We start from the raw sequence: 24,488 nt of genomic DNA on the forward strand, positions 1-24,488 counted from the left end.
ACTTTTTTTATACCCGATAAATAAGCAACAAAAGCCCTGTGGCTTTTGGCAAACTGGTTTTTTTACAGTTAGTTTGTACACTGGATGATCGGGTGAAAATAAAACATAAACCATGGGATTGTTAGATAGTGTATTAAAAGTTTTTGTAGGAGATAAATCCAAAAAGGATATCAGTGAGATCCAACCCTATGTAGATCGGATTAAGGCATGCGGTCCTGAGATGGAGAAATTAACCATTGATGAACTCAGGGGCAAATCGGACGAATTCAAAAATAAAATAATAGAAGACCAGGTAGAGATCAACAAACAGATCGAAGACCTTGAAAAAGAGGCGGAGGAAATGGAAGATATCGACAAAAAAGAAGATATCTATAACCAGATTGATGCACTAAAAGACGATCGCTACGAAATAGAAAAGAAGACCCTGGACGAAATCCTGCCCGAGGCATTTGCCGTGATCAAAGAAACAGCAACTCGGTTCAGGGACAACGAAACACTTACCGTCAACGCTACTCCATTTGATAGGGAATTATCGGGAACAAAAGAATATGTGTCCCTTGATGGAGAAAAAGCCATTTGGAAGAATTCCTGGGACGCAGCAGGAAAAGAGGTTACCTGGGATATGGTGCACTACGATGTGCAGCTGGTTGGTGGTGTAGCAATGCACCAGGGAAAAGTTGCCGAAATGCAAACAGGGGAAGGTAAAACCCTTGTGGCGACCTTACCGGTCTACTTGAATGCTCTTGCCGGTAACGGGGTTCACCTGGTAACCGTGAACGATTACCTTGCAAAACGTGACTCCGCCTGGATGGCACCTATTTTCGAATTCCACGGCTTGTCTGTAGACTGTATCGATTACCACACGCCTAATTCAGCAGAAAGAAGAAAAGCCTACAATGCAGATATCACCTATGGAACCAACAATGAATTTGGTTTCGACTACCTGAGGGATAACATGGCCCATGCACCGGGAGACCTGGTGCAACGGCCACATCACTTCGCCATTGTTGATGAGGTGGATTCTGTATTGATCGATGATGCGCGTACGCCGCTTATTATTTCGGGACCTGTTCCCAAGGGAGATATACACGAATTCAACGAACTAAAACCAAAGATCCTCGATCTTGTAAATATCCAGCGTAAATATCTTACGGGAGTTTTAGCCGAAGCAAAAAGACTCATTCGCGAGGGAGATACCAAAGAAGGTGGATTCCAGTTGCTTCGCGTATATCGCGGACTTCCTAAAAACAAAGCACTCATTAAATTCCTTTCCGAAGAAGGTGTAAAGCAGATCCTTCAGAAAACGGAAAACTTCTATATGCAGGACAACAACCGGGAAATGCCGAAGGTTGACGCCGAGTTGTACTTTGTGATTGAAGAAAAGAATAACCAGATAGACCTTACCGATAAAGGGGTAGATCATCTATCCGGTAAAGACGATCCGGAATTCTTTGTGATGCCTGAAATAGGAACGGAAATCGCGAAAATTGAGGAGCAAGGTCTTGCTCCAGAGAAAGAAGCTGAATTAAAAGAAGAGCTATTCCGTGATTTTTCAGTAAAGAGCGAGCGGATCCACACCATGAATCAATTGCTTAAAGCGTATACCTTGTTTGAAAAAGACACCCAATACGTGGTGATGGACAATAAGGTAATGATCGTGGATGAAAGTACCGGTCGTATCATGGATGGTCGTCGATATAGCGACGGACTCCACCAGGCGATCGAAGCCAAGGAGAATGTAAAGGTGGAAGCTGCTACACAAACTTTCGCTACTATTACGCTACAGAATTACTTCCGAATGTATCGCAAGCTTTCAGGTATGACGGGTACAGCCGTTACCGAAGCCGGTGAACTTTGGGAGATCTATAAACTGGATGTTGTTGAAATTCCTACAAACCGACCCATAGCACGAGAGGATAAGGAAGACAAGATCTACAAGACCAAACGAGAGAAATACAATGCGGTGATCGACGAGGTTACCGACCTAAGTAATGCCGGCAGACCTATACTTATTGGTACTACTTCTGTGGAGATCTCGGAATTATTAAGCCGTATGCTTAGCATCCGAAACATCCCTCACAACGTACTGAACGCAAAACTGCACAAAAAGGAAGCGGATATTGTTTCTGAAGCAGGTAATGCCGGAATGGTTACTATCGCCACCAACATGGCAGGTCGTGGTACGGATATCAAATTGAGTGATGAGGTAAAAGCGGCCGGTGGTCTTGCGATCGTTGGTACCGAAAGACACGATTCCAGACGTGTAGACAGACAGCTTCGTGGTCGTTCCGGACGTCAGGGTGATCCTGGTAGCTCTCAATTCTACGTTTCTTTGGAGGATAACTTAATGCGTCTCTTCGGAAGTGAACGAATCGCGAAAATGATGGACCGTATGGGATTGAAGGAAGGTGAGGTTATTCAGCACTCCATGATCTCAAAGTCTATCGAAAGAGCTCAGAAAAAGGTAGAAGAAAATAACTTCGGAATACGTAAGCGACTTCTCGAATACGACGACGTAATGAACGCACAGCGTGAAGTGGTTTACAAACGAAGATATCACGCTCTCTTCGGTGAGCGACTAAGGGTAGATATCGCAAATATGATCTACGATACCTCCGAAGTGATAGCCGAAACTAATAAGGCAGCGCAGGATTATAAGAACTTCGAGTTCGAATTGATCCGCTACTTCTCAATGAGTTCGCCCATAGACGAATCGGAATTCGAGAGCATGAGTGTTCAGGATGTTGCCGGCAATATCTACAAGGCGGCCTACGAGCACTACCAGGAAAAGATGGCCAGAAACGCCGATATGGCCTTCCCGGTGATCAAGAATGTGTATGAAAATCACAAAGATCAGTACAAACGCATCCTGGTTCCATTTACAGACGGTGTAAAGACACTAAACGTTTCCACAGACCTCGAAATGGCCTACGAAAGTGAAGGTAAACAACTTGTTCAGGACTTTGAAAAGAATATCACCCTGGCTATTATCGACGATGCGTGGAAAACACATCTTAGAAAGATGGACGAACTTAAGCAGTCGGTCCAACTTGCAGTACACGAGCAAAAAGATCCGTTACTAATTTACAAGTTCGAAGCTTTTGAACTGTTCAAGGCTATGATCGAAAAGGTAAATAAGGACGTGATCTCATTCTTGTTCAAAGGAGAACTTCCGCAGGAGAATCAGCAACAGATCCAGGAAGCTCGGGAGGTAAGAAGAAAGGAAAAGCTCAGCGAACAAAAAGACGAGATCCCTAACATGGACGAAAGAGCTGCCCAGTCAAGAGCTGCAGGTAATACCCAAGCCAAGCAGCCGATCACGGAAACCATAGTACGTGAGCGACCTAAAATTGGCCGTAACGAAAGGGTGACCATTAAAAATGTGATGAGTGGTGAGAATCGTACCCTCAAGTACAAACAGGCCATCCCGTTGATCGATAAAGGCGAATGGGTACTGGTGGATGAGGAATAAATTCACAGAAACGATAAAGCGAACCCGAAGTGAGAACTTCGGGTTTTTTTATGGCTTTTCGGTATATTTTTTGATGTAATCTTCTGAAAAATAAAGTGATGAAAAGAATTGCGCTATTAATCGCTACGGTTTTACTCTTCTCATGCAGTGAAAGTGATGAAAGCATTACTCAAGTACAGGTGGAACTTTCTGTTTCACATTACAAAACTACAGATCCATTCAACGGTACGGCTTTCATAATAAACGAAGATGGTGACCCAACACCAAAACGTGCACAGATCGATAATTTCTTTTTCGAACCTGGCTTCAACTATCAATTAACGGCAAACAAGGTAACCACAGAAAACGCCGGTACAAACTCAGGTAGTGTCCGCTACAGGGCTGTCACAGTAAATAGTCGCGAAGCGGTCCGTCCGGATATTGAATTCAGAATTCCACTCATACAATTTGTAAACGGGAGCGGATTGGCAACATTCATACGCCGACAGGCAGACTCCACATTCATTCTTAGCAATGAAATTCAGTTTAATTGCAATTATTTCTGTGTGGAACTGGACCAGGCCATTGAGCAGCAATACGCCGTGGAAGGCTCATTTTCTCATGGGCCAGACGGCACCTATGTGCTTCAGGCGCTCGCGAATTAATCTATTCTGTATTTTGCTTCAACGTATTTCTTAAGGAACGGAACCTGGAAGAGAAATAGTGATAGAAATATCATTGCGTAAATGAAAGTCTTGGAAAATTCAGGTTTAGGAATGGAAATGCCTGTCTCCACTATCGATGTGTCCAAACCAAAACTGGATAACATACCCGATGAAGGAAACAGTACCGCAATAACCGCAACACCAATAAATACTGCGGCTACAACTATCCATACTTTTCCTGGAATAAGAGGTTTATAGACCACTTTTTGATCGGCTTTTTCACGAACGGCATCCATTAACTTCGCCTTGAAATCATGCGAAGGGGATTCGGTTCCCGCTTCAACGATCAATTTCTTTAAAATCTGATCCTCTCTTTTAGATTGCTCTTCCATTGCTGTTAGATATTTCGGGCAGTACGAATTGTTTTAACAAAGAAAACAATTTTTTCCTGCTCCGGTGTAGTTTTACTTTTACATTGTCTTCGCTCAGATCTGTGATGGCCGAGATCTCCCGAACAGACATATCATCAAAATAATAGAACGTAATTATCGCAGCCTCCTTTTCGGGGAGTTGCTCTATGCATTTCTGAATAGTTGCATTGCGCTCCTTTTGTTCAAGAAAATGCAGCGCGTTATCGATAGCCTCTACATTCTTCTCGGTGATGTCCTCTATCAATTCAACTGGTTTCATTCTGCTGTTCTTTCGAACCCGGTCCAGGGCTTTACGATAAGCGATGCTGTACAACCAGGAAGAAAATTTAGATTCTCCCCTATAGCTTTTCAGCGATTCAAATGCTTTCAAAAAAGTATCCTGTGACACTTCTTCGGCCTCTTCCTTCACTTTAACCACCCTCAATACCACCGTATACACCAGGTTCTGGTAACGATCTATTAGCACAGAAAATGAATTCACATCTCCCTGCAGGGTTTTCCTGATATAGTGTTGGTCAGTGTGCCGGTTCATTGCTCATAAGACGAAAGAACGATTTATTAGGTTACAACTAATTCAGAATAAAAAATTACGAAAAAATGTAACCGCTTCTCAAAGAACTGCGTCATAGATGCAAACGAACTGAAAATTTATAAACTTAAACACTTAAAATTAGTATTATGGGAGCAGGAGAAGTAATCGTACCAATTGTAATGTTCGGAGTGATATTCGGAATATTCTACCTATTTATATCCGCCAGAAATCGTGAACGTCTAGCACTAATAGATAAGGGTGCAGATGCATCTATATTTTACAGCAAGGACAGAAGGGTAACACCTATGTGGAAAGTAGTAATTATCAATTTAGCTTTCCTACTTATGGGTATCGGTCTGGGAGTATTAATTGCTGAAGGATTTGTTCAGGGATTCGGAATGGACGAAGATGTGGCTTTCCCGGGAGTTATATTCTTTATGGCCGGTCTGGGACTCTTTAGCGGTTTTTACGTAACCAAAAGACTTAGTAAAGACGCTTAACTTTTAGTTGGTTATTAGTTAGCAAAACCGTTCTTGAACCTTGGTTTAGGAACGGTTTCTCTATTGTAGTTTTATATTCGAATAGGAAGCGTTTATGGTGAATGATCTGTTGGATGAATTACTTCGGTTAAAGCCATTAACCAGGACACGACCATTTTGTTTTCGCTGATTCATCTCCATGGACCTTGGATAAAGTAAAGTAGATCGATTTCCTGTGAAATCAAATGTAAAAGATGAATTTGGGATTACGATAAAGGCGTCTGTGTTATCCAGGTCCAGACGAATCGTTTGGAAATCATCAGAAACATTCTTGATCTTCACATCCCCGAAGGAACCGGTAAGAAATGCAACATTATCCACAAGGTTGATGGTCACATTACTGGAATTCGAATCCAGCTCGATACGGTTCACCTTGTTCAACTGGCAATTGTCGATGTACTTCACAAAGAGAGTTCCGTCATTCCAGTTGTTCACGGTTACTGGCGCGTAAGCGGCGCTGATGAGGGTATTCCCCCCATCAACGCTGTTAGCTGTGAATGGCGAATAATTCAGCGTAGCTCGCACATTGTATGCGTCGGCCATCTTTATTTCACCATGTCTTACATTTATCTCTGTCCTGGCACCTTTTGGCATCTTGATACGAAGGGTCTTAGTGGCTTTCACCTTCTTGTATTCACCCTTTTTATCGCCTTGAATGATGATGGTCTTATTCCCGTGTGGATCGCTATGGATCTGTTTGCTCCAGTTACCACCGTCTTCCTCGAATTGCTTGGCCCATTCTTCCATTTGTTTTCCGAACTCTTCGCCCCAATTCTCCATTTCTTGTCCGTACTGCTCTTCAAATCGCTTTCCGAATTCTTCCATTTGCTTTCCGAAGTTCTCACCCCATTTTTCCATATCCTTTCCAAATTTTTCTCCGAATTCTTCACCCCATTTCTCCATCTTCTGCTCGAAATCCTCTCCAAATTTCTCTCCAAATTCCTTTCCAAAGTTGTCTCCCCACTCTTCCATCACACTCTCTACATTAGATGACCAATCGTCTACTTCCTCCAACCAGTTATCAACTTCCCGAACACTAACATCCGACTTGTGCTTTCTGTTTAACTTGTCGACGTATGCCTTTTTGTTCTGCCTGTATTCCCCCCGGTCGAAGGTAATACTTCTCCCGTGCTGAATGCTGTAATGGTTGTAGGCATCGCCATCCTTGAAATTAGGTTTATCATCGGTGAAAGGCCAGTGTGGAAATTCTTCCAACTCAGGGACATCGAAATCGAAATTAAAATTTTCGTTAAAGTTGAAATCGAATTCAGGAATCACGATGTTCGGCATGTCTTTAAGCATTTCCAGCTCTTCGAGGGCCTTTAAACCTTCAAGCCCTTTCAATCCTTCCAGACCGTGAAGTCCTTCCAATCCCATCCATCCGCCACCGGCGTGTGAGGTCACTTTCACTTTTTTACTGCTTCCAAGAGCTTCATAATCCCAATTATCAAGGATCTCTTGTTTCTCTTCTTGGGTTAGATCTTCTCCTTCCACCGAGGCCGTAACTTCAACTACGTCCTTGTTCCAGGTCTCAAAGATCACGTTGGTATAGGAGGTATTCACCTCTACAACCACATCGTCGTTCACATTAAATCGTTCGGTCTCCTGGACCTGAGCGGTGAGTACGGCACCACCAAATAATAAGGCGACCGCGATTAATATTCTATGCTGTAAAATTCTCATTGTTTTGTTTTTTAAGTTCTTCCAATTTGTTCTTTAGTTTGAACAGCAGTTCCAAACGCAATTGCAAATTATCAACCAAAGCAGTGATGGTCGCCTCATTGGGCCCTACTTCGTTTAATTCTTTATTTAATACCTGGTATTCGGCATCCAGCTCCTGCAGGCGCCGCATATAACTATCTACCAGTTCTTTATTGCTATCATTCACCCGGAGGGACGCCAACTGTACGTTGATACCCGTGGTATAATACGACTCTATCTTCTTAAGGTCCGGTGAAATATCACCGAGTGTAAAAGACTCTATTACCTCAGGAGTATTTTTATCATCTTCGGCAACAGTTATCCCATCCTGGTTACTACTTCCATCAAAACTATTGTAGGCAATTCCGCCTACTGTTATAATGATTAGTACGATGGCGGCAACTCGTAACCAGAAGTACATATTTCCTTTTGGTTTCTCTTCCTGGGCGTCCAGCCGGGCCTCGAAGCGTGCTTCATGGCCTTCGGAGAGTTTTGCAGTCTCCGGACGGTAATCCCGCATCATCTTTCTAATATCCTGTCCCATATTCCAAGTGTTTAAGTGTTTTCTTTAATTGTTTCTTTCCCCTGTGCAGGTTAGTTCTTGAAGCGCTTTCGGTGATCCCGAGGATCTCTGATATCTCCTGGTGGTCATAGCCTTCCAGTAGAAATAATTTCACGACGACTCGATAATTATCCGGCAAACTTTCTATGGCCGAGTAGACCTCATCCATCGTAGCCTGGTCTCCTACCTTCCAGTCATCATCGCTTTCTGCGATATGGAGCACTCCGTCGTCCAGGGATTGGACCTCCATCTTGCGTGCCTTGATAATATCCAGGCAGCGGTTGATGACGATCCTTTTCAACCAGGCTCCAAAGGTGACGTCCCCTCTGAACTGGTCGATCTTTTGAAACGCTTTTATAAACGCTTCCTGCAAAGCGTCTTCCGCAGCGGCGGCATCCTTCATATATCGGCTTGCGACAATAAACATGCCGTCACAATACTTTCTATAAAGTGCCATTTGCGCTTTTCGATCGTGCTGTTTACACTTCTCAATAAGTAACGAATCCGCCACAGATGATGGTTTTTTTGGTTGCTGTTCGGTTTAAAGACGACTCATAATTTCGACTGTTGCAAAGAATATTAAATTTATAAAATTGTTATAACTTCACTTCGTGGCAAAAGCTTCAAAAAATACCGGTGCCATGCACGAAATGAAAGGTGTTCCACAGCCTTCGTCTGTTAGTAAATCTACGGCCGAAAAGGTAAAAGCCCGCAGAAAAAAAGCTGTAAAACCCGAAGAACTGCTTGAAGGTCTCCTTTCCGGCAACAAAAGTGCCCTGAGTAGGGCGATCACTCTCATTGAAAGTACACATCCTAAACATCGGAAACAAGCCAGCGAACTTCTTGAAAAATCTTTACCACACACCAGACATGCGCTTAGAATAGGGATCACGGGCGTACCAGGGGTTGGAAAAAGTACCTTTATTGAAAGTTTCGGAAAGCTCTATACTAACAAAGGTCTTAATGTAGCTGTCCTGGCTGTTGACCCGAGTAGTAAACTCAGCAAGGGTAGTATTCTGGGCGACAAAACCCGAATGGAGGAGCTGGTTAAAGATGAACGTGCCTTTATTCGGCCATCGGCGAGCGGCAGCTCACTCGGTGGTGTTGCGAGAAAAACACGTGAAGCTATCATCCTTTGCGAAGCTGCAGGATTCGATATAATTGTCATTGAAACCGTGGGTGTAGGACAAAGTGAGACCATGGTGCATTCGATGACCGATTTCTTTTTATTACTGAAATTGGCCGGTGCAGGTGACGAGCTTCAGGGAATCAAACGTGGGATCATGGAAATGGCCGATGCTATCGTCATCAATAAAGCGGATGGTGAGAACGTGAAAGCCGCCAAACTCGCAAAAACCGAATTCAACAGGGCGCTTCATCTGTTTCCCGAAAAAGAAAGCGGTTGGACTCCAATAACGCTCACCTGTTCGGCGATTGCAAATGAGGGAATAGAAGATATAGCCGAATTGATCTCGGAATATGTCGAACTAACAAAGGAAAACGGCTACTTTCAGCAAAGAAGAAACGAGCAAAACAAATTCTGGCTGCTGCAAACCATCGAAAGCGCTTTAAAGAATGACTTCTACGAAGATCCGGTGATCAAAAAAGCACTTAAAGAACAGCTGACGGCGCTCGACGAAAACAGGACTACTCCTTTTGAGGCGGCGAACCACCTTCTGTCCTTACATCAGAAGTAATTTTAGCTGAAATTATCCCGAAACCAGGCTTCCTGGGCACGCAATCCATCCTCCAGAGACGTAGTAGGATTATACCCCAGTAATCTTCTGGCCTTATCGATATTGGCCCTGGTGCGGGACTGATCTCCCGGGCGTGCGGGCTTGTGTTCTATCTGAATTTTTTTCTGAAGAATTTTTTCAACGATTGCGATCCCGGTAGCCGTGCTATTCTCTTCTTCGGTACCCAGGTTGAAAATTTCACCGTTAGCGATGTCCTCCTTCCCGATCACACTCACTATACCATCAACTATGTCCTGCACATAGGTAAAGCTACGCAAGTGCTTTTCACTACCGTCATACAAAGGAAAAGGCTTGTCATTGATTCCGCAGTCGATCAAACGAGTGTACAATTTATCAGGACGCTCCCTGGGTCCATAGACAGAATATAGTCTAAGCGATGTACTCATTAGCAATCCTCGCCTGCTATACGCCAAAACAAGTTGCTCAGCGGCTAATTTGGTAACACCGTACCACGACGCAGGTAAAGGTGCTTTGTCTTCAGTCATGGTAGCGTGTAACCCATAAATGGAAGAAGTAGCAATATTCACGAAGAAAGGTTTTTCCTCAAGTTCTTCGATTGCATCCAGTAATTTTTGAGTGGCGATGAAATTATTGCTCAGGTAATCTTCAAAAGTGGAAGTGACTGCAATTCCAGGTTGTGCAGAGAAATGAAAGATGTAATTTATTGCTTCGGAAAAAAGAGCATCGAGATCATCCTTTCTCAGGTCCAACCGAAGTATCTGTATCCCCTTTTTTGTCAGCATCTCTGCATTAAGCTCTTTCAGTCTAACATCGTAGTAATCGGAATAGTTGTCTATCCCAACTACCTCGTGACCCATATCGGCAAGTCGTTCGGCAGTATGAGAACCTATAAACCCGGCAGCTCCTGTAACAAGTATTCGCATAAAACTGAATTCGCCTACAAAGAAACATCTTTTCCCGCATACAGTCGTATTCTTCAAAAAAGAAATACTTTTGCAGAAATCTTTTCAGAAACAACCTGATGTACGAGTTTACCATCATTGTGCCGGTCTACAACGAGGAAGACAACCTTGAACGGGTTGAAAAAGAGCTTCTTGCCTATACAAAGATAGCTACGCGAAAAACAGCTATTCTGTTTGTAAATGATGGCTCTTCCGATAAAAGTCAGGAACTCATCGAAGCGATCTGCCAAAGAAACGATGCTTTCAGCTATGTTCTTTTTAAAGAGAATCGAGGGCTTAGTGCTGCTATCAAAGCTGGATTTGATCATGTGGAGACGGAACTTCTTGGTTATATCGACTCCGATCTCCAAACGGCTCCTGAAGACTTCAATCTCCTCCTCGAACATATTGGGGATTACGACCTTGTCACCGGCGTACGCGCCGACCGAAAGGACTCCTTTGTCAAGAATATGTCTTCCAAGATAGCTAACGGCATTCGCAGGGCCTTTACGCACGACGGCATGGACGATACGGGTTGCCCGCTAAAAGTGATAAAAACCGACTACGCCAAGCGCATTCCAATGTTCAGAGGGTTGCACAGATTCCTGCCGGCTATGATAATGCTTCAGCATGGAAAAGTATTACAAATTCCGGTGCGTCATTTCCCCAGGATAGCCGGGAAAGCTAAATTCGGACTGTGGAACAGGTTACTGGGACCGCTTATGGATTGCTTTGCCTACCTTTGGATGAAGAAAAAGTACATTAATTACGAGGTGAAGGAAAAAGGATGAGCGACCTGCTTATTTACGGAATAGGTTTTACTGCACAGATCTTATTTTCGGCCAGGCTACTGGCTCAATGGATACTTTCCGAGAGAAATAAAAAGGTGATAACCCCCACTCTCTTCTGGAAATTGAGCCTATTAGCTTCTTTTCTCCTATTTGTCTATGGTTACCTTAGGGATGATTTCGCCATCATGCTTGGACAATCGCTCACCTACTTTATTTATATCCGCAATCTCCAGCTTCAGGGGGAATGGAAACGCGCCCCGGTCTGGTCCAGGTGGTTCCTGATCATTTTCCCAATAGTAATTGTAGTATGGTCCTATAACAACGGTGAATACGACATGGAACAGTTCTTCAGTAAGGAGAACATTCCTCTTTGGCTACTGATATTAGGAATAGTTTCTCAGGTGATATTTACACTTAGATTCGTGTACCAATGGCTCTATTCTGAAAGAACAAAAACATCCCAACTACCGGTTGGCTTTTGGCGAATGAGTGTACTTGGAGCTTCGCTCATCCTCACCTACGCCATATTCAGGAAAGACCCTGTGCTTTTTATAGGTCACATCGCTGGTCTTATAATTTATATTCGCAATATCTTTATCTGGAAAAAACAATTCCGTGCAGAAACTTAAGAGAAATCATATCCTCCTTCTCATGCTGGCGTGTATTGCAATTTTCTTTGTGAACCTCGACGCCTTGTATGTGAATATCATGGAGGCACGAAATTTCACCACGGCGCGAGAAATGCTGGACGATGGTAACTGGCTGCTCACCACCTTGAACGGAGAACCACGTTATCAAAAACCGCCGCTACCTACCTGGCTTACGGCTTTCGCAGGGGCAATATTCGGATTAAAAAACATAGCCGCACTTAGGTTACCCGCGGCACTTATGGGACTCCTACTTGTACTAACCTCCTATTTCTTCGGAAAAAAACTTACAGGTGAAAAATTCTATGCCTTCATTTCCTGCCTCATTATGGCTTCTTCCTTTTATGTGGTATCTGCCAGCAGGGATGGGAATTGGGACATATTCACCCATGCATTCATGATGGTGTGTATCTGGCAATTGTACCTGTTCTTTACTTCCGAAGAGAAAAAATACCCTCGTGCCCTTCTAGCTGCGCTATTCTTCGGGTTCTCGTTTATGAGCAAGGGACCTGTGTCGCTGTATGCACTACTCCTGCCTTTTTTGATCGCCTTCGGAATAGTCTACAAATACAAGAACTTTAAGACCCGAATCCTTCCTTTAGTCATCTTCCTTATAATAGCCATGGCTATATCCGGTTGGTGGCACTGGTATACCTATACCTTCGATGCGGAAACTGTTGCGGAGATAACCAAACGGGAAACTTCCAACTGGACGGGATACAATGTTCGTCCCTTCTATTATTACTGGAGTTTCTTCACCCAGAGTGGGGTTTGGACGATAATGGCGTTCATCGGTTTGCTATATCCCTATCTGAAGAAAAGAGTCATCGACCCCAAAGGATATCGTTTTATCTTTCTATGGACAATGCTCTCACTTGTTTTACTCTCTATCATTCCCGAAAAGAAATCTCGTTACCTACTTCCTGTACTTATCCCGTTGGCCTTGAATACGGGGTTCTATATTGAATATCTCATCCGAAGATTTAAGGAGCTAACAAATAAATGGGAAACCATACCGGTCTATTTTAACTTCGGACTCATTGCCACGATTGGCCTGGTATTTCCAATTGGAGGTTATTTTTTTCTGAAGGATGAGCTGCCGGGTAACTATATTATGTTCTCATTGTTATCGATAGCGTTGTTCTTAACCGGGATTATTATTATTCAAGGCTTATTCCGAAGAAATATCAAGCGGGTTTTCTTTGCTACCATCTTCTTTATCGCAGCTATTATGTGCTTCGGAATGCCCCTGGCAAAAACCCTTACCGTAAATCCTCAATACACCAGCCTGGAAAAACTCAACGAATGGCAGCAGGAAACTAATGTTGAAGTTTACGAACTCACCTATTTCACTCCGGAGCTCATCTGGGCATATGGCAAACCCATAGAAGTTCTAACTCAAGACGGGGAAACAAAAATACCTTCCGAAAATGCATTTGGGGTCCTTGTTTCTAAGGACGATCAGAAGCTCCTCCAAAATACCTTTAAAGACTTTGATACTAAGCTAATAAGAAGATACGATATGAATCCGAAGGCTGAAGGCGAACGTTCACACAGGCCACGACTCTACAGGGATCTGTACCTGGTTACGAAGCGTTGAACCGCTGCTGACCCCAGAGATTCAGTTTAAAGAAAAGCCATCCCAGTATCCCACCGAAAAACATTCCGGTGATTATATCCAGAGGGTAATGAACTCCCAGGTAAATTCGGCTATAGGCTACAATGACAGCCCAGAACAGTAAAATGAAAGGAAGATAACGGTAGTCTTTCCGAAGTGCTAATCCCAGGAATACCGCGGCTGCCATCGAACTGGCTGCATGGGCGGAAAAGAATCCGAATCGCCCGCAACCAACACCTTCCACGAGAGGGCGCATTTGTGCCTGGAGTGCCTCCACGCGACACGGCCTGGGGCGTTCGATCCCGTACTTGAATAGATTAGCAAGTTGATCGGTGGCGGTGATCATAAGTGCTACCGAAACTATTACAACCAGGGTTCCTTTCCAGCCGTAGTGACGATGGACCAGGTATAAGAGAATGACATAGATGGGTATGGAAGACCACTTCTCGGTAACGATATGCCAGAAACCATCCCAGCGTTCGGAGCCCAGGTTGTTGAGATAGAGAAATAACTCGGCGTCATATGTGAGTAAGTTCTCAATCATTTTTGTAGCGGGCTACTTCCCTGTCGTAGAATTCCGAAGCCTCCTTGATACAATTTTCGGTTTCAGACTCGAGTTCTTTCTGGTCGTGTTGATCGAATTCCTCAAGCCACTCCACCTCATCATTGGCGAGGTTGATCACAAATCTTGGGAATTCGGTATGAACTACAAAGATGGCATCGGGGAAATCGGTGTTATCACCAAGTAGAAATTTCGGGAGTTCCATAAAGATGTTTTCCGCTAAAATACAAGGAAAATAAAAACCCCGGAACAAGCCCGGGGTTTAATACTAAACAAAAATAACTTTTCAACTAGGAACGCTTATCGGTATTTGGATGGTTTGGCTCCCGAATTCTCACCGGGAATTGATTTATTACTAAACGAATCTATTTATAAAAAGCCGTGCTTCAAAATGCTCTTGGTCGGATTTCATCAATCCACTGTCCCGATTTATAAATCCAGACCTATTGTATCACTATATCGGATCTGAGTATTTCCTGATCATCCGTTTGGATAAATAATTGAACCGAATAAAGAGCATTATACCACTGGCTGTGAGTCCGGCGAGCAGTCCTATCCAGATCCCCGAGCTACCATAATCACTCACCATACTCAAATAATACGAGATAGGAAATCCTATAAGCCAGTAGGCCACAAAGGTGATCACCGTAGGGATCTTAACATCCTGCATCCCTCTTAAGGCCCCCAGGACAACAACTTGTAATGTATCTGATATCTGGAAGATAGCCGATATAAGCAACAACTTTGCAGCGATGGTAGCAACCTGGAAATTATCTGCGAATTCGGCCTTGTTATCGTAATCCAGGTATAATTTCGGTAGGGCCTCCCTGAAAACAACAAACAGGATAGCAAAAACCAGGGCGAGCATAGTTGAAAGTAAAAATATCGAAAAGGCGATCCTGCGTAATTCCCTGAACCTTTTTAGTCCTTTCTGATTACCCACACGAACCATAGCGGCTACACTAAAGCCCATGGCAACCATAAAGGTCATGGAGGAGAGATTGAGCGCGATCTGGTTGGCCGCCTGCGGATTCTTTCCAAGTATACCGGAAAGCCAAATGGCAGCTGTGAAAATTGCAACTTCGAAGAACATTTGCAATGAGGACGGAAAACCTAAGCTCATAATCTTATTCAACATCCTTTTCCGCAAGCGGAATAGTTTAATGTGTAAAACGTATTCTCTCGACTTGTGATGCTGTGATAATAGATACCATAGATAAGCCACCATGATCACCCTGGAGGCCAGTGTTCCAATGGCAGCACCAACCACCCCAAGTTCTGGCATTCCTAACTTTCCGAAGATAAAAATGTAGTTGAGTACTACATTCACAATGTTCGCAATGATGGTTGCATACATGGGATAGCGCGTCATGGAAAGTCCGTCACTGAACTGTTTGAAAGCCTGGAAGACGATCAACGGAACGAGAGACACCGCTACCAGGTTCAAATAGGGCATTGCAAATTTTACCACCTCTTCGGGTTGATTCATGTGGTACATAAGTGGTTTGGCTATGAAAACCATCAGGAATAATGCGATCCCCAGCACTGTACAAAGGAAGAGGCCGTGTTTGAAGGTGGATTTACCTTTTTTAAAATTGCCCTCACCATCCGATTCAGCGATCAGAGGTGTGATGGCCGTGGAAAACCCAATACCCAGTGACATGGCGATGAACAGAAAACTATTTCCGAGGGAAACTGCCGCTAGTTCGGCGGTTCCCAGCTGACCCACCATGATATTATCAACCAAAGCCACCACCGTATGCCCCAGCATCCCCAGGATCACCGGTGTTGCAAGTCGGTAGTTATATCGAAATTCTTTGGTGTATTGGGCCAGCATTTCGGTTAGTTTTCCCGCAAAGGTAAGGAAGCCTTTTCGTTCTGAATCGACTTATTCAACTTACTTGAGCACCGATTTAGACTCCACGGTGATGCTCGATCCCTCGGCAAGCATTACAGACAAAGGTTGTTGTTCGTTCAGGAATTCCCAGTGGTTGCCATAGGCGAGACTGAAGTCGAAATCGATATTGAAGTCCTTTATCTCATAGGCATCCCAGCGAGGATGGGTTACCTGGTATTCGGTGGTACGGTTTTCCGATGTGCCGCTATAGCCCCAGTAATGTTCAGTTATGAATTCTGTTTCAGATCCAACGGTGATTGGCTGTTTTTCATTGGAACTAACTACCGAGAAGAGTTGTTTCCTGTCCTTTTCCCAATATCCATAGGTGGTTTCCATGTTTTCTTCGGAATCTTTCCAAGCGTGAAACATCTTTCGGGTTGCATAGTGCTCGTTATATAATGTATTGGCAACAAAGGTTATAAGTGGTTTTGGGACGATCTCCCGTATAAACACTACCCCACATTTCCATTGCTTTCCGTCGTGATGTCGAACGTAGAAACGCAGATTGATCTCCTCAAAATTAATGTGATAGGGAACTTTTACACCCAGCACCTTAGTATTCAGAAACAAAAATCCAACAAGGCTAACATAATGGGTGCCATTCCAGCTATCTAGCTCTGTCCTATAGGGTAAAAAGGGTGATAGTATTTGAGGGTCAACCTCGTAGTTTGCCAGTGCTAAACGTCTCCACTCCGCCTTTAGAAAGCTCATCTTTAATTCTTTATCTCGCCCAGTTCGGTTTTCGTTCCGTATTTATCCATCAGGTACACGAGGCTAGCCATAGTAGCGCCTCCTATTTCCAACTCTCGCTTGTTCACCGCATCGAATGTGTCGTTTTCGGCGTGGTGATGGTCGAAATACCGCTGAGAGTCGGGTCGCAATCCGGCCAGTACAACAGTGCCATCTTTCAACGGCCCGATGTCGGCTCCACTCCCACCCCGTAGAAAGGAATGAATCAGGTAGGGTTCAAACAAGGATTTCCAGCTTTCGATCTGGGCAAAATTGGCTTCATCAGTATCAAAAGAAAATCCTCTGGGAGTAAACCCCCCCGCATCACTTTCCAAAGCAAACACGTGCTTTTCGTTCTTCAACCTGGCTTCTTCAGCATATTTTCTTCCACCTCTCAAACCATTCTCCTCGTTCATAAAGAGAACTACACGAATGCTGTGTTTAGGCCGATATCCAACTTCTTTGAATAGCCTTAGTACTTCCATCGATTGCACACAACCGGCCCCGTCGTCGTGTGAACCATCTCCAAGATCCCATGAATCCAGGTGACCTCCAACTATCATGTACCTATCGGGATAGGTGCTACCGGTGATCTCCCCAATTACATTATACGACTGCACATCGGGAAAGGTTTTACAAGTCTGACGAAAATAGAATTTTAGATTGGGCATAAGTTTTAAAGCGTTACTGAGATAGTCGGCGCCATTTGTACTTATTGCACAGGCCGGGATCCTGAGGTTGGGAGGAGTATCCCCGTAACTCATTGCACCGGTATGAGGCAGATCATCTTTTCGAAGGTTCATTGAACGAACCACAACTCCCACTGCCCCGTATTTCGCCGCTTCCATGGCACCTGCATAACGTTGACTAACGCAGCCTCCATAGGCCTGGAATGTGTTGATAAGATTTGCCTGCATCGGCCGGTTGTAAAAAACGATCTTGCCTTCGATATTCTCTCTGCCTAGTTCGGCTAATTCCTCAAAATTCTGCACTTCCACCACATAGGCTTTAAGCCCGCCGGCTGGTGTAGGCACAGATCCTCCCAGGGCACAGATATCGGTGGTGGATGTTATCCCCGGAGCAGTTTCAATGTAGGCGTATTCTTTCACGCCGCGCGTCCATTTCGGGACCATCACGGGTTGAAGCCACACCTTGTCCAGACCAAGTTTCTTTAGTTCGGATTCGGTGTACTTCACAGCTAGCTCGGCCTCGAGGGAGCCGGATAGCCTTCCGCCTATTTCATTTGAAAGATGATCGAGCCAATCGTAGCTCTTTCCGTTTAGCAATGAGGTGTCGTAGATCTTTCTAATCATCAGGGAATCTGCTGTGTTCACTTGCTGACTATACCCTTCAGCGATTCCAATTAAACATATCAGTGCGAAGGCGATATTTTTCATTCGATGCAATTTTATTCTTTTCATAGTTACTGCTGAATTGGGATAGGGCTTATTCGTTTTCCAGTCGTTCTTTGTATTCTGATAGTTGTGCTTTTATCTCGGGATCGAGTTCGGGTTCTTTGATGTCTTTGTATTTTGAGATCTCCTGAAGAAGAATGGAAGCTACGATATATCGCGCCGCAGGTTTGTTATCTGCGGGTATAGAATACCATGGGCCATGGGAAGTAGACGATCGATTCAAAATGTCTTCATAACATTTCTGGTAATCATCCCACAACTCACGTTCATCTAGGTCACCCGGAGAGAATTTCCAGTTTTTTTCTTTCTTTCGGAGACGACGGAGCAATCTGTTCTTTTGTTCCTCTTTGGATAAATTCAGAAAGAACTTAAAAACCAAGGTTCCGTTTTCTGCAATCGTTTTTTCAAAGGTATTGATCTGCTCAAATCTTCGATCCCAGAATGCCTCATTTATATCACTTACGCTATTCACATCGGGCAGGTATTCACCCATGATATATTCGGGATGGACACGTGTAACGAGTACATTTTCGTAATGCGTTCTGTTGAAAACACCAAACTTCCCTCTAGCAGGTAAGGCAATATAATGACGCCACAAGTAATCGTGTTTTCGTTCAATTTCAGTAGGAACCTTAAAACTGTGTACCACGACCCCACGCGCATTGAAATCCTTAAAGACTTCGCGTATCAGGCTGTCCTTTCCTGCGGTATCCATTCCCTGCAGGCAAACAAGTACCGCGTATTTTCCGTGGGCGTACAAGGTATCCTGAAGTTTACCCAGCGCTTTTCGAGTATCCTTAAGCGCATCCTCGAGGGTATCCTTATCACTTCCGAAATCTTCAAATGTTTGCAGTTCCCTAATGTTGACAGGGCCTTGAATTTTGTAATTATTAATTGAAACTGGTTCCATAGAATTTATTTTGAAGCAAATAGCTTAACGTCTTCCTCACTCACTTCTGCATTACCAAGAATAATAAGGCGTTCTACTACGTTCCGCAGTTCCCTGATATTCCCGGTCCAGTCGTATTCCTTAAGCTTTTTCAGTGCTTTTTCTGAAAATTTCTTTTGGCCTGTACCGTGCTCACCAGCGATTTTCTTAGTGAAATAATCAACCAGCAAAGGAATATCCTCACGCCGTTCATTGAGTGCGGGTACTTTGATGAGGATCACAGCCAAACGGTGGTAGAGATCCTCCCGAAATCTTCCTTCTTCGATCTCCTTCTTCAGATTTTTATTTGTCGCGGCAATCACCCGCACATCTACTTTTATATCCTTATCACTACCAACTCTTTGCACTTTGTTCTCCTGAAGGGCTCGCAGCACTTTCGCCTGGGCCGATAAGCTCATATCACCAACCTCATCAAGGAAGATAGTACCACCATTGGCAGCTTCAAATTTTCCGGCCCTGTCCTTATTGGCAGAAGTAAAAGCACCTTTTACATGTCCGAAAAGCTCACTTTCAATCAATTCGCTGGGGATAGCGGCGCAATTCACTTCAATCATCGGACCACCGGATCTGTCACTCTTTTGGTGTAACCAATGTGCTACCAATTCCTTCCCGGTTCCGTTAGGGCCGGTAATGAGCACACGAGCCTCGGTAGGTGCCACTTTTTCGATCATATCTTTGATCTGGGATATCGCCTTGGACTCCCCGATCATTTCGTAGTTCTTACTTACTTTTTTCTTCAGGCGCTTGTTTTCAACTACCAGTTCCTTGCGGTCTAGCGCTATGCGAACCGTGTTTAACAAGCGGTTCAGATCGGGTGGTTTGGAGATATAATCGAATGCACCCAGCCGCATCGTATTCACCGCAGTGTCGAGATCACCATGTCCGGAGATCATTACAATAGGCACTTCCGGTTTGATCTTTTTTACAGCTTCCAGGACTTCCACTCCGTCCATCTTCGGCATTTTGATATCACAAAGTATGAGATCATAGTCCTCTTTTCTGATCAGCTCAATTCCTTCCAGGCCATCTTCCGCTTCCAGCACTTCATAGGTGTCATTTTCTTCAGAAAGTATTTTCACCAGTACTCGTCGAATGGCCGACTCATCTTCGATTATCAATATTTTTGGCATTGTTATATTTTAAGTTTAATTCCGCTTCTAAGATAAAAAGTATTTTCCTCGTTGATCCTGTACAAGGTATTTCTATTATCGTCTCTAAGTCGTATTTCGTTAAAACCCGTATAAGCCCCATAAAAATAGAACAAAATATGGTCTGTAAAGAAGTATTCATAACCAAGGCCCCCCATCACTGTGGTCATAGAGATATTGTCTGCAATTTGCGCCACTCCGTTGGGGTTTGGAATAGGCAAATCATTCTGAATATTCGAGAAGAAACCGTCTATGGAAATAAAACTTTGAACCGCGCTTTTCCTGGAAATGAAATGTTTTAGGTTCATTTTCGGGACACCTACCGTATACGACCAATTGGGATGGAACTTTCGGTAATAATTCAGAATGGGAATCGGGAATGGCCTCCCTGCATTGGTGGAGTATTGTAGTCCGATGATAAGTCGGTCTTCTTTCCGTAACGAATCGGCAGAGCGATCCCGAATAATAAAGCCACCCCCGGTAAATCGGAGGTCTGAAGCCCTGGCAGTCCGTTGTTCGAAATTCGATACGATCTCCACTCCAACTCTGAAACCCAGTCGCCATCTTTCACTAGGTTTGTAAGTGTAGCCCATAGACATTCGAAATGTTTGAAATTTACGCAAGTTCTCCGTTTCGAAAGGCACGGGACTCTCTAAATCGAGGTCTACATTTCTGTATTCAAATCCGGGTACCAGGTATCCATCACCCCATTTCAATGGGATGGGGTAATTTATAAAACCTCGGAATCGATTGATGCTGTTATCCGAATTGTGCTGTGGAATGAAGGTATATTCGATTCTGGCTATGTCCGAAGTTTGTGAGTATAAGCCGGACAAGCCACAAAAAAAACAAATTGTTATTACATATATCAATAAACTTCTAACGATACCAATTGTATTTTACTTTTTAGCGCCCTCCGTAGGATAGAAATGTACATCTCGTTGTGGAAACGGAATGGTAACGTTGTTAGCTCGGAATTTTTCGTCAATTCTGAAACGAATTTCACTTTTTATCAAAGGATCAATAAAGCTATCACCTATAAAGAAATTAAGGGTAAATATAAGGGCTGAATCCCCAAAATCCTGAAACAGTACAAATGGTTTAGGTCTCTTCATTACCCCTTTGTGCTCGGCAGCAGCTTCTAAAAGTAATTGCTCCACCAAACGCGTATCACTTCCGTACTTCACTCCTACTGTAACGCTTTCCCTGGTGGTTTTATGATTTTGGGTATAATTTATTACAGTATCACTAATAAATTTATGATTGGGAATGATGATGATCTTATCATCCCTGGTAAGTGCCCTTGTTGTTCGTAATTTAATCTCGATCACCCGGCCTACCTTGCTATCCACTTCGATAATATCACCAACAAGCACGGATTTATCCGTTATAATAAACATTCCAGCAATTACATCCTGGAACAACTCCTGAAGGGCGAGCCCTAAACCAACCAACAAGGCTGCCGATGCTGCCAGGAACGGTGTAATATTTACACCCGCAAGGCTCAAGACCGCGAAGACTACAATGATGTAGACTATGTATTTGATAAACTTAAAGACACTAACGAACTTTTGTGTGTCGATCTCGTCCATCCGTCTCGTGAAGAGTTTCCGGAAAAGTCTCAGAAGAAAACCAACAACCAGGAAGGAAATTATTATAACTAAGAGCAGTCCGATGGTTAGGTGGATCCTGTTCTCACCTTCCCCGAAATGAAATCCCCAGTCCAGGAACTCCTTGATAGAGCCCCACACGTCTTCCTTAACAACTTCTTCAATCGTATCGCTAACTTTTGCTTCCTGAAACATTGCTAGTATTTAAGCCACTTGATCAGTTCTTTGTAACTGGCCTTTTTACCGTACATAAGAATACCCACACGGTAAATTTTAGCTGCGAACCAAACTGTGCCTATAAAAGTAGCAAATAAAATAACTACAGAAAGGATTTGTTGCCATAAAGGAACACCAAATGGAATGCGCATCAACATCACCACAGGAGAGGTGAGCGGTATAAATGAAAATACCTGCGAAACCGTTCCGTGCGGATTGTCAATCACTGTAAAGAAGCCAACATAGACAGCCAGGATTAATGGCATAAGTATCGGTAGCATAAACTGTTGAGTGTCGGTTTCGCTGTCAACAGCAGCCCCGATTGCCGCATACATGGAAGCGTACATAAGATAGCCGCCTACAAAGAACAGTATAAACATGATAACAAGGTTCAGCAATGGAAGTTTAAAGAATTCCGTCATGAATTCCTGTACCATATCGCCTTTACCTGATAGTGCCTGCGCCTGTTCTAGTGCCTCCTGTTGCTGCATAGCTCCGGGGTCTATGCCGAAGATGGCCGCAATCACAAAGGAGAAAATTCCGATAAGGATTACCCAGGCAAGGAACTGTGTAACTCCGGCCAGGGAGGTTCCTATGATCTTTCCAAGTAATAGTTTGATGGGTTTTACTGAAGAGATTATGACCTCTATGATCCTGCTGGTCTTTTCTTCGATTACCGAGCGCATGATCATGTTTCCATAAATGATGATAAACATAAAAAGCAGGTATCCGGCTAGTCCTCCGAAGCCAAGTTTTAAGCCTGTGCTTAGCTTGGAGGTCTTTTCCCCTCCGAAGGTCTCAAGCTTGGTATCTACACGAATCCTGAGCTGATCGATCTGGGCCGGATCCAGACCCGCATCCACAAGTTTCAGTGAATTCGCTTTATCGGCTATGGCGTCTTCAATATCGTCGAGAACGATGAGTGAAGGTGAATCTTCGGAATAGAAAGTAATGTTTTCAGCAAGGTCATCCAGCGATTCCATCTTTGGTATGTAGAGAAGTCCGTAATCTCCGGAGGCTTCAACCGACTTCTTTGCTTCCTCAAGCTGAGTACCTACTATCATTTTATATATGAGGTTCTCATCGCTTTCGAATTCATCCGAGAACATTCCGCTTTCATCAAGTACCGAAATTGTACGGACCTTGTCATTGTTCAACTGTGAGAGATAAGCTACCAGAGTGAAGATCCCGACCATGATGAGCGGACTAAGAAAAGTCATGATGATAAACGCCCTGTTCTTAACCTTATTGAGATATTCCCTTTTTATGATTAATTGAAGATGATTCATGTTGATGAGCTTAGTTGTTTTGTACGGTTTGAATGAAAATGTCGTTGGCCGAAGGCACAACCTCAACGAAATGAGTTAGCTGTCCTTTTTGAGTAAGGAAATTTACGAGGTCATTGGCTGACGCTGATTCGGGTATCCTGATATTTCGCTGGAATTCATCGTTGATAGTTTTGAAATCGGATGGCAGTAATTTAAAGTGCTCTTTGAGGCTGTTTTCAACAGCTGTGTGATCCTCTGCGATAAGGCCCACTTCGTAGGTGTTCGAGCGATAGGCTCTTTTAATATCGAGTAACTTTCCATCCAGGATCTTGTTCGATTCGTGAATGAGCGCAATATGATCGCACATTTCTTCAACCGATTCCATCCTGTGTGTGGAAAATATCACGGTGGCTCCATTATCCCTAAGACGCAGGATCTCATCCTTGATAAGGTTAGCATTAATGGGGTCGAATCCACTGAAGGGCTCATCGAAGATCAATAATTTTGGCTCGTGCAACACGGTTACCACAAATTGTATCTTCTGCGCCATTCCTTTGGAGAGTTCCTGTATCTTTTTGTTCCACCAATCTCCAATTTCCAGTCTATCGAACCAGTACTTCAATCGCTTCTTCGCCTCCTGTTTAGAAAGCCCTTTGAGTTGTGAGAGGTATAAAGCCTGCTCACCTACCTTCATGGATTTGTATAAACCTCTTTCTTCAGGCAGATAACCTATATGACGGATATCATCGGGCTTAAGAGCTTCTCCATCCAGGAAGACCGTACCCGTGTCGGGCATAGTGATCTGGTTTATAATTCTGATAAATGTAGTTTTACCAGCTCCGTTCGGACCGAGCAAGCCAAAAACGCTACCACGGGGTACCGAAATGGATACGTCATTCAACGCCCTGAATTCACCGAAAGATTTAGAAACGTTGGTCGCAACTAAAAGATTGTCCATAGAATTTTTTGTTGGTGTAAAGTTATTGAATTGCCTAACGATTGTATTACTCCCGTAAACAATGCCCTAGTTTGTAGATTTCCTTCTGAAAATGTTACATTAAATCTTTGTTCCCTTTTCATAATTGAAATTTTGCTCGC

The 24,488-nt window shown here is 43.7% G+C and carries 24 protein-coding genes; 7 read left to right on the plus strand and 17 right to left on the minus strand.

All coding sequences use genetic code 11. The annotated features are described in order from the left end of the window. The first annotated feature begins 112 nt into the window (after positions 1-112). Positions 113-3,472 carry a preprotein translocase subunit SecA gene (gene secA / locus J1N09_RS05140; protein WP_265198642.1) on the plus strand — a complete coding sequence of 1,120 codons (3,360 nt, stop codon included), beginning with the start codon at positions 113-115 and terminating at the stop codon, positions 3,470-3,472. Between the two features lie 98 nt (positions 3,473-3,570). Continuing rightward, positions 3,571-4,116, plus strand: coding sequence for a hypothetical protein (locus J1N09_RS05145; protein ID WP_265198644.1), 546 nt, complete (start codon positions 3,571-3,573; stop codon positions 4,114-4,116). Here the strand turns inward: J1N09_RS05145 and J1N09_RS05150 are convergent. Then, entirely contained in the window at positions 4,113-4,508 is a 396-nt protein-coding gene (locus tag J1N09_RS05150; protein ID WP_265198646.1) for a hypothetical protein, read from the minus strand. The genes J1N09_RS05145 and J1N09_RS05150 overlap by 4 nt on opposite strands. After that, positions 4,492-5,079, minus strand: a complete 588-nt coding sequence (locus J1N09_RS05155) for an RNA polymerase sigma factor (RefSeq protein WP_265198647.1) — start codon at positions 5,077-5,079, stop codon at positions 4,492-4,494. The genes J1N09_RS05150 and J1N09_RS05155 overlap by 17 nt, the downstream gene beginning before the upstream one ends. Positions 5,080-5,225: 146 nt before the next feature. Between J1N09_RS05155 and J1N09_RS05160 the strand changes: the two genes are divergently transcribed. Then, positions 5,226-5,579 carry a DUF6249 domain-containing protein gene (locus J1N09_RS05160; protein WP_265198649.1) on the plus strand — a complete coding sequence of 118 codons (354 nt, stop codon included), beginning with the start codon at positions 5,226-5,228 and terminating at the stop codon, positions 5,577-5,579. Positions 5,580-5,639: 60 nt separating this feature from the next. On the opposite strand, the gene J1N09_RS05165 is transcribed toward J1N09_RS05160, so the two are convergent. From J1N09_RS05165 to J1N09_RS05175, 3 genes are read right to left on the minus strand one after another with little or no spacing between them, the layout of a single operon-like run. Further along, positions 5,640-7,301 carry a YggN family protein gene (locus tag J1N09_RS05165; RefSeq protein WP_265198651.1) on the minus strand — a complete coding sequence of 554 codons (1,662 nt, stop codon included), beginning with the start codon at positions 7,299-7,301 and terminating at the stop codon, positions 5,640-5,642. Beyond that, positions 7,282-7,863 carry a hypothetical protein gene (locus tag J1N09_RS05170; RefSeq protein WP_265198652.1) on the minus strand — a complete coding sequence of 194 codons (582 nt, stop codon included), beginning with the start codon at positions 7,861-7,863 and terminating at the stop codon, positions 7,282-7,284. The genes J1N09_RS05165 and J1N09_RS05170 overlap by 20 nt, the downstream gene beginning before the upstream one ends. Then, positions 7,847-8,392, minus strand: a complete 546-nt coding sequence (locus tag J1N09_RS05175) for an RNA polymerase sigma factor (RefSeq protein WP_265198654.1) — start codon at positions 8,390-8,392, stop codon at positions 7,847-7,849. The genes J1N09_RS05170 and J1N09_RS05175 overlap by 17 nt, the downstream gene beginning before the upstream one ends. 100 nt (positions 8,393-8,492) lie before the next feature. Between J1N09_RS05175 and meaB the strand changes: the two genes are divergently transcribed. Next, positions 8,493-9,578: a methylmalonyl Co-A mutase-associated GTPase MeaB gene (meaB, locus tag J1N09_RS05180; RefSeq protein WP_265198655.1), complete on the plus strand. Its 1,086-nt coding sequence runs from the start codon at positions 8,493-8,495 to the stop codon at positions 9,576-9,578. A gap of 2 nt (positions 9,579-9,580) precedes the next feature. Here meaB and J1N09_RS05185 read toward each other — a convergent pair whose 3' ends face one another. Continuing rightward, the gene (locus tag J1N09_RS05185) at positions 9,581-10,522 is read right to left on the minus strand and encodes an NAD-dependent epimerase/dehydratase family protein (protein WP_265198656.1); all 942 of its coding nucleotides are present in this window, start codon (positions 10,520-10,522) and stop codon (positions 9,581-9,583) included. 95 nt (positions 10,523-10,617) lie between these two features. Between J1N09_RS05185 and J1N09_RS05190 the strand changes: the two genes are divergently transcribed. Genes J1N09_RS05190 through J1N09_RS05200 form a run of 3 tightly spaced genes read left to right on the plus strand, consistent with a single transcriptional unit; the run spans position 10,618 to position 13,578 of the window. Continuing rightward, positions 10,618-11,331: a glycosyltransferase family 2 protein gene (locus J1N09_RS05190; protein WP_265198855.1), complete on the plus strand. Its 714-nt coding sequence runs from the start codon at positions 10,618-10,620 to the stop codon at positions 11,329-11,331. Beyond that, a complete protein-coding gene (locus J1N09_RS05195; RefSeq protein WP_265198658.1) occupies positions 11,328-11,960 on the plus strand; it encodes a lipid-A-disaccharide synthase N-terminal domain-containing protein in 633 nt (210 codons plus the stop codon). The genes J1N09_RS05190 and J1N09_RS05195 overlap by 4 nt, the downstream gene beginning before the upstream one ends. Next, positions 11,947-13,578 (plus strand): ArnT family glycosyltransferase, encoded by a 1,632-nt coding sequence (locus J1N09_RS05200; RefSeq protein ID WP_265198660.1) that lies wholly within the window; start codon positions 11,947-11,949, stop codon positions 13,576-13,578. The genes J1N09_RS05195 and J1N09_RS05200 overlap by 14 nt, the downstream gene beginning before the upstream one ends. On the opposite strand, the gene J1N09_RS05205 is transcribed toward J1N09_RS05200, so the two are convergent. From J1N09_RS05205 to J1N09_RS05255, 11 genes are all read right to left on the minus strand, one after another. Further along, the gene (locus J1N09_RS05205; RefSeq protein ID WP_265198663.1) at positions 13,565-14,140 is read right to left on the minus strand and encodes a phosphatase PAP2 family protein; all 576 of its coding nucleotides are present in this window, start codon (positions 14,138-14,140) and stop codon (positions 13,565-13,567) included. The genes J1N09_RS05200 and J1N09_RS05205 overlap by 14 nt on opposite strands. Beyond that, positions 14,133-14,363, minus strand: a complete 231-nt coding sequence (locus J1N09_RS05210; protein ID WP_265198665.1) for a hypothetical protein — start codon at positions 14,361-14,363, stop codon at positions 14,133-14,135. The genes J1N09_RS05205 and J1N09_RS05210 overlap by 8 nt, the downstream gene beginning before the upstream one ends. 249 nt (positions 14,364-14,612) lie before the next feature. Next, positions 14,613-15,995, minus strand: a complete 1,383-nt coding sequence (locus J1N09_RS05215; protein ID WP_265198667.1) for an MATE family efflux transporter — start codon at positions 15,993-15,995, stop codon at positions 14,613-14,615. A 60-nt stretch (positions 15,996-16,055) separates the two neighbouring features. Then, positions 16,056-16,766, minus strand: coding sequence for a YqjF family protein (locus tag J1N09_RS05220; RefSeq protein WP_265198669.1), 711 nt, complete (start codon positions 16,764-16,766; stop codon positions 16,056-16,058). 2 nt (positions 16,767-16,768) lie between these two features. After that, on the minus strand, positions 16,769-18,181 hold the full coding sequence (locus J1N09_RS05225) for a M20/M25/M40 family metallo-hydrolase (protein WP_265198670.1): 1,413 nt from the start codon (positions 18,179-18,181) through the stop codon (positions 16,769-16,771). Positions 18,182-18,230: 49 nt separating this feature from the next. Then, a complete protein-coding gene (locus J1N09_RS05230) occupies positions 18,231-19,109 on the minus strand; it encodes a PPK2 family polyphosphate kinase (RefSeq protein ID WP_265198671.1) in 879 nt (292 codons plus the stop codon). 5 nt (positions 19,110-19,114) lie between these two features. Then, on the minus strand, positions 19,115-20,278 hold the full coding sequence (locus tag J1N09_RS05235; RefSeq protein ID WP_265198673.1) for a sigma-54-dependent transcriptional regulator: 1,164 nt from the start codon (positions 20,276-20,278) through the stop codon (positions 19,115-19,117). A 2-nt stretch (positions 20,279-20,280) separates the two neighbouring features. Beyond that, positions 20,281-21,132, minus strand: coding sequence for a DUF6268 family outer membrane beta-barrel protein (locus J1N09_RS05240; protein ID WP_265198674.1), 852 nt, complete (start codon positions 21,130-21,132; stop codon positions 20,281-20,283). Positions 21,133-21,195: 63 nt separating this feature from the next. After that, positions 21,196-22,101: a mechanosensitive ion channel family protein gene (locus tag J1N09_RS05245; RefSeq protein ID WP_265198675.1), complete on the minus strand. Its 906-nt coding sequence runs from the start codon at positions 22,099-22,101 to the stop codon at positions 21,196-21,198. A 2-nt stretch (positions 22,102-22,103) separates the two neighbouring features. After that, positions 22,104-23,411 (minus strand): ABC transporter permease, encoded by a 1,308-nt coding sequence (locus J1N09_RS05250; protein ID WP_265198677.1) that lies wholly within the window; start codon positions 23,409-23,411, stop codon positions 22,104-22,106. A gap of 10 nt (positions 23,412-23,421) precedes the next feature. Then, positions 23,422-24,348 carry an ABC transporter ATP-binding protein gene (locus J1N09_RS05255; protein ID WP_265198679.1) on the minus strand — a complete coding sequence of 309 codons (927 nt, stop codon included), beginning with the start codon at positions 24,346-24,348 and terminating at the stop codon, positions 23,422-23,424. Positions 24,349-24,488 lie beyond the last annotated feature (140 nt).

This window comes from Aureitalea sp. L0-47 (assembly GCF_026126405.1).
Taxonomy (GTDB): domain Bacteria; phylum Bacteroidota; class Bacteroidia; order Flavobacteriales; family Flavobacteriaceae; genus Pukyongia.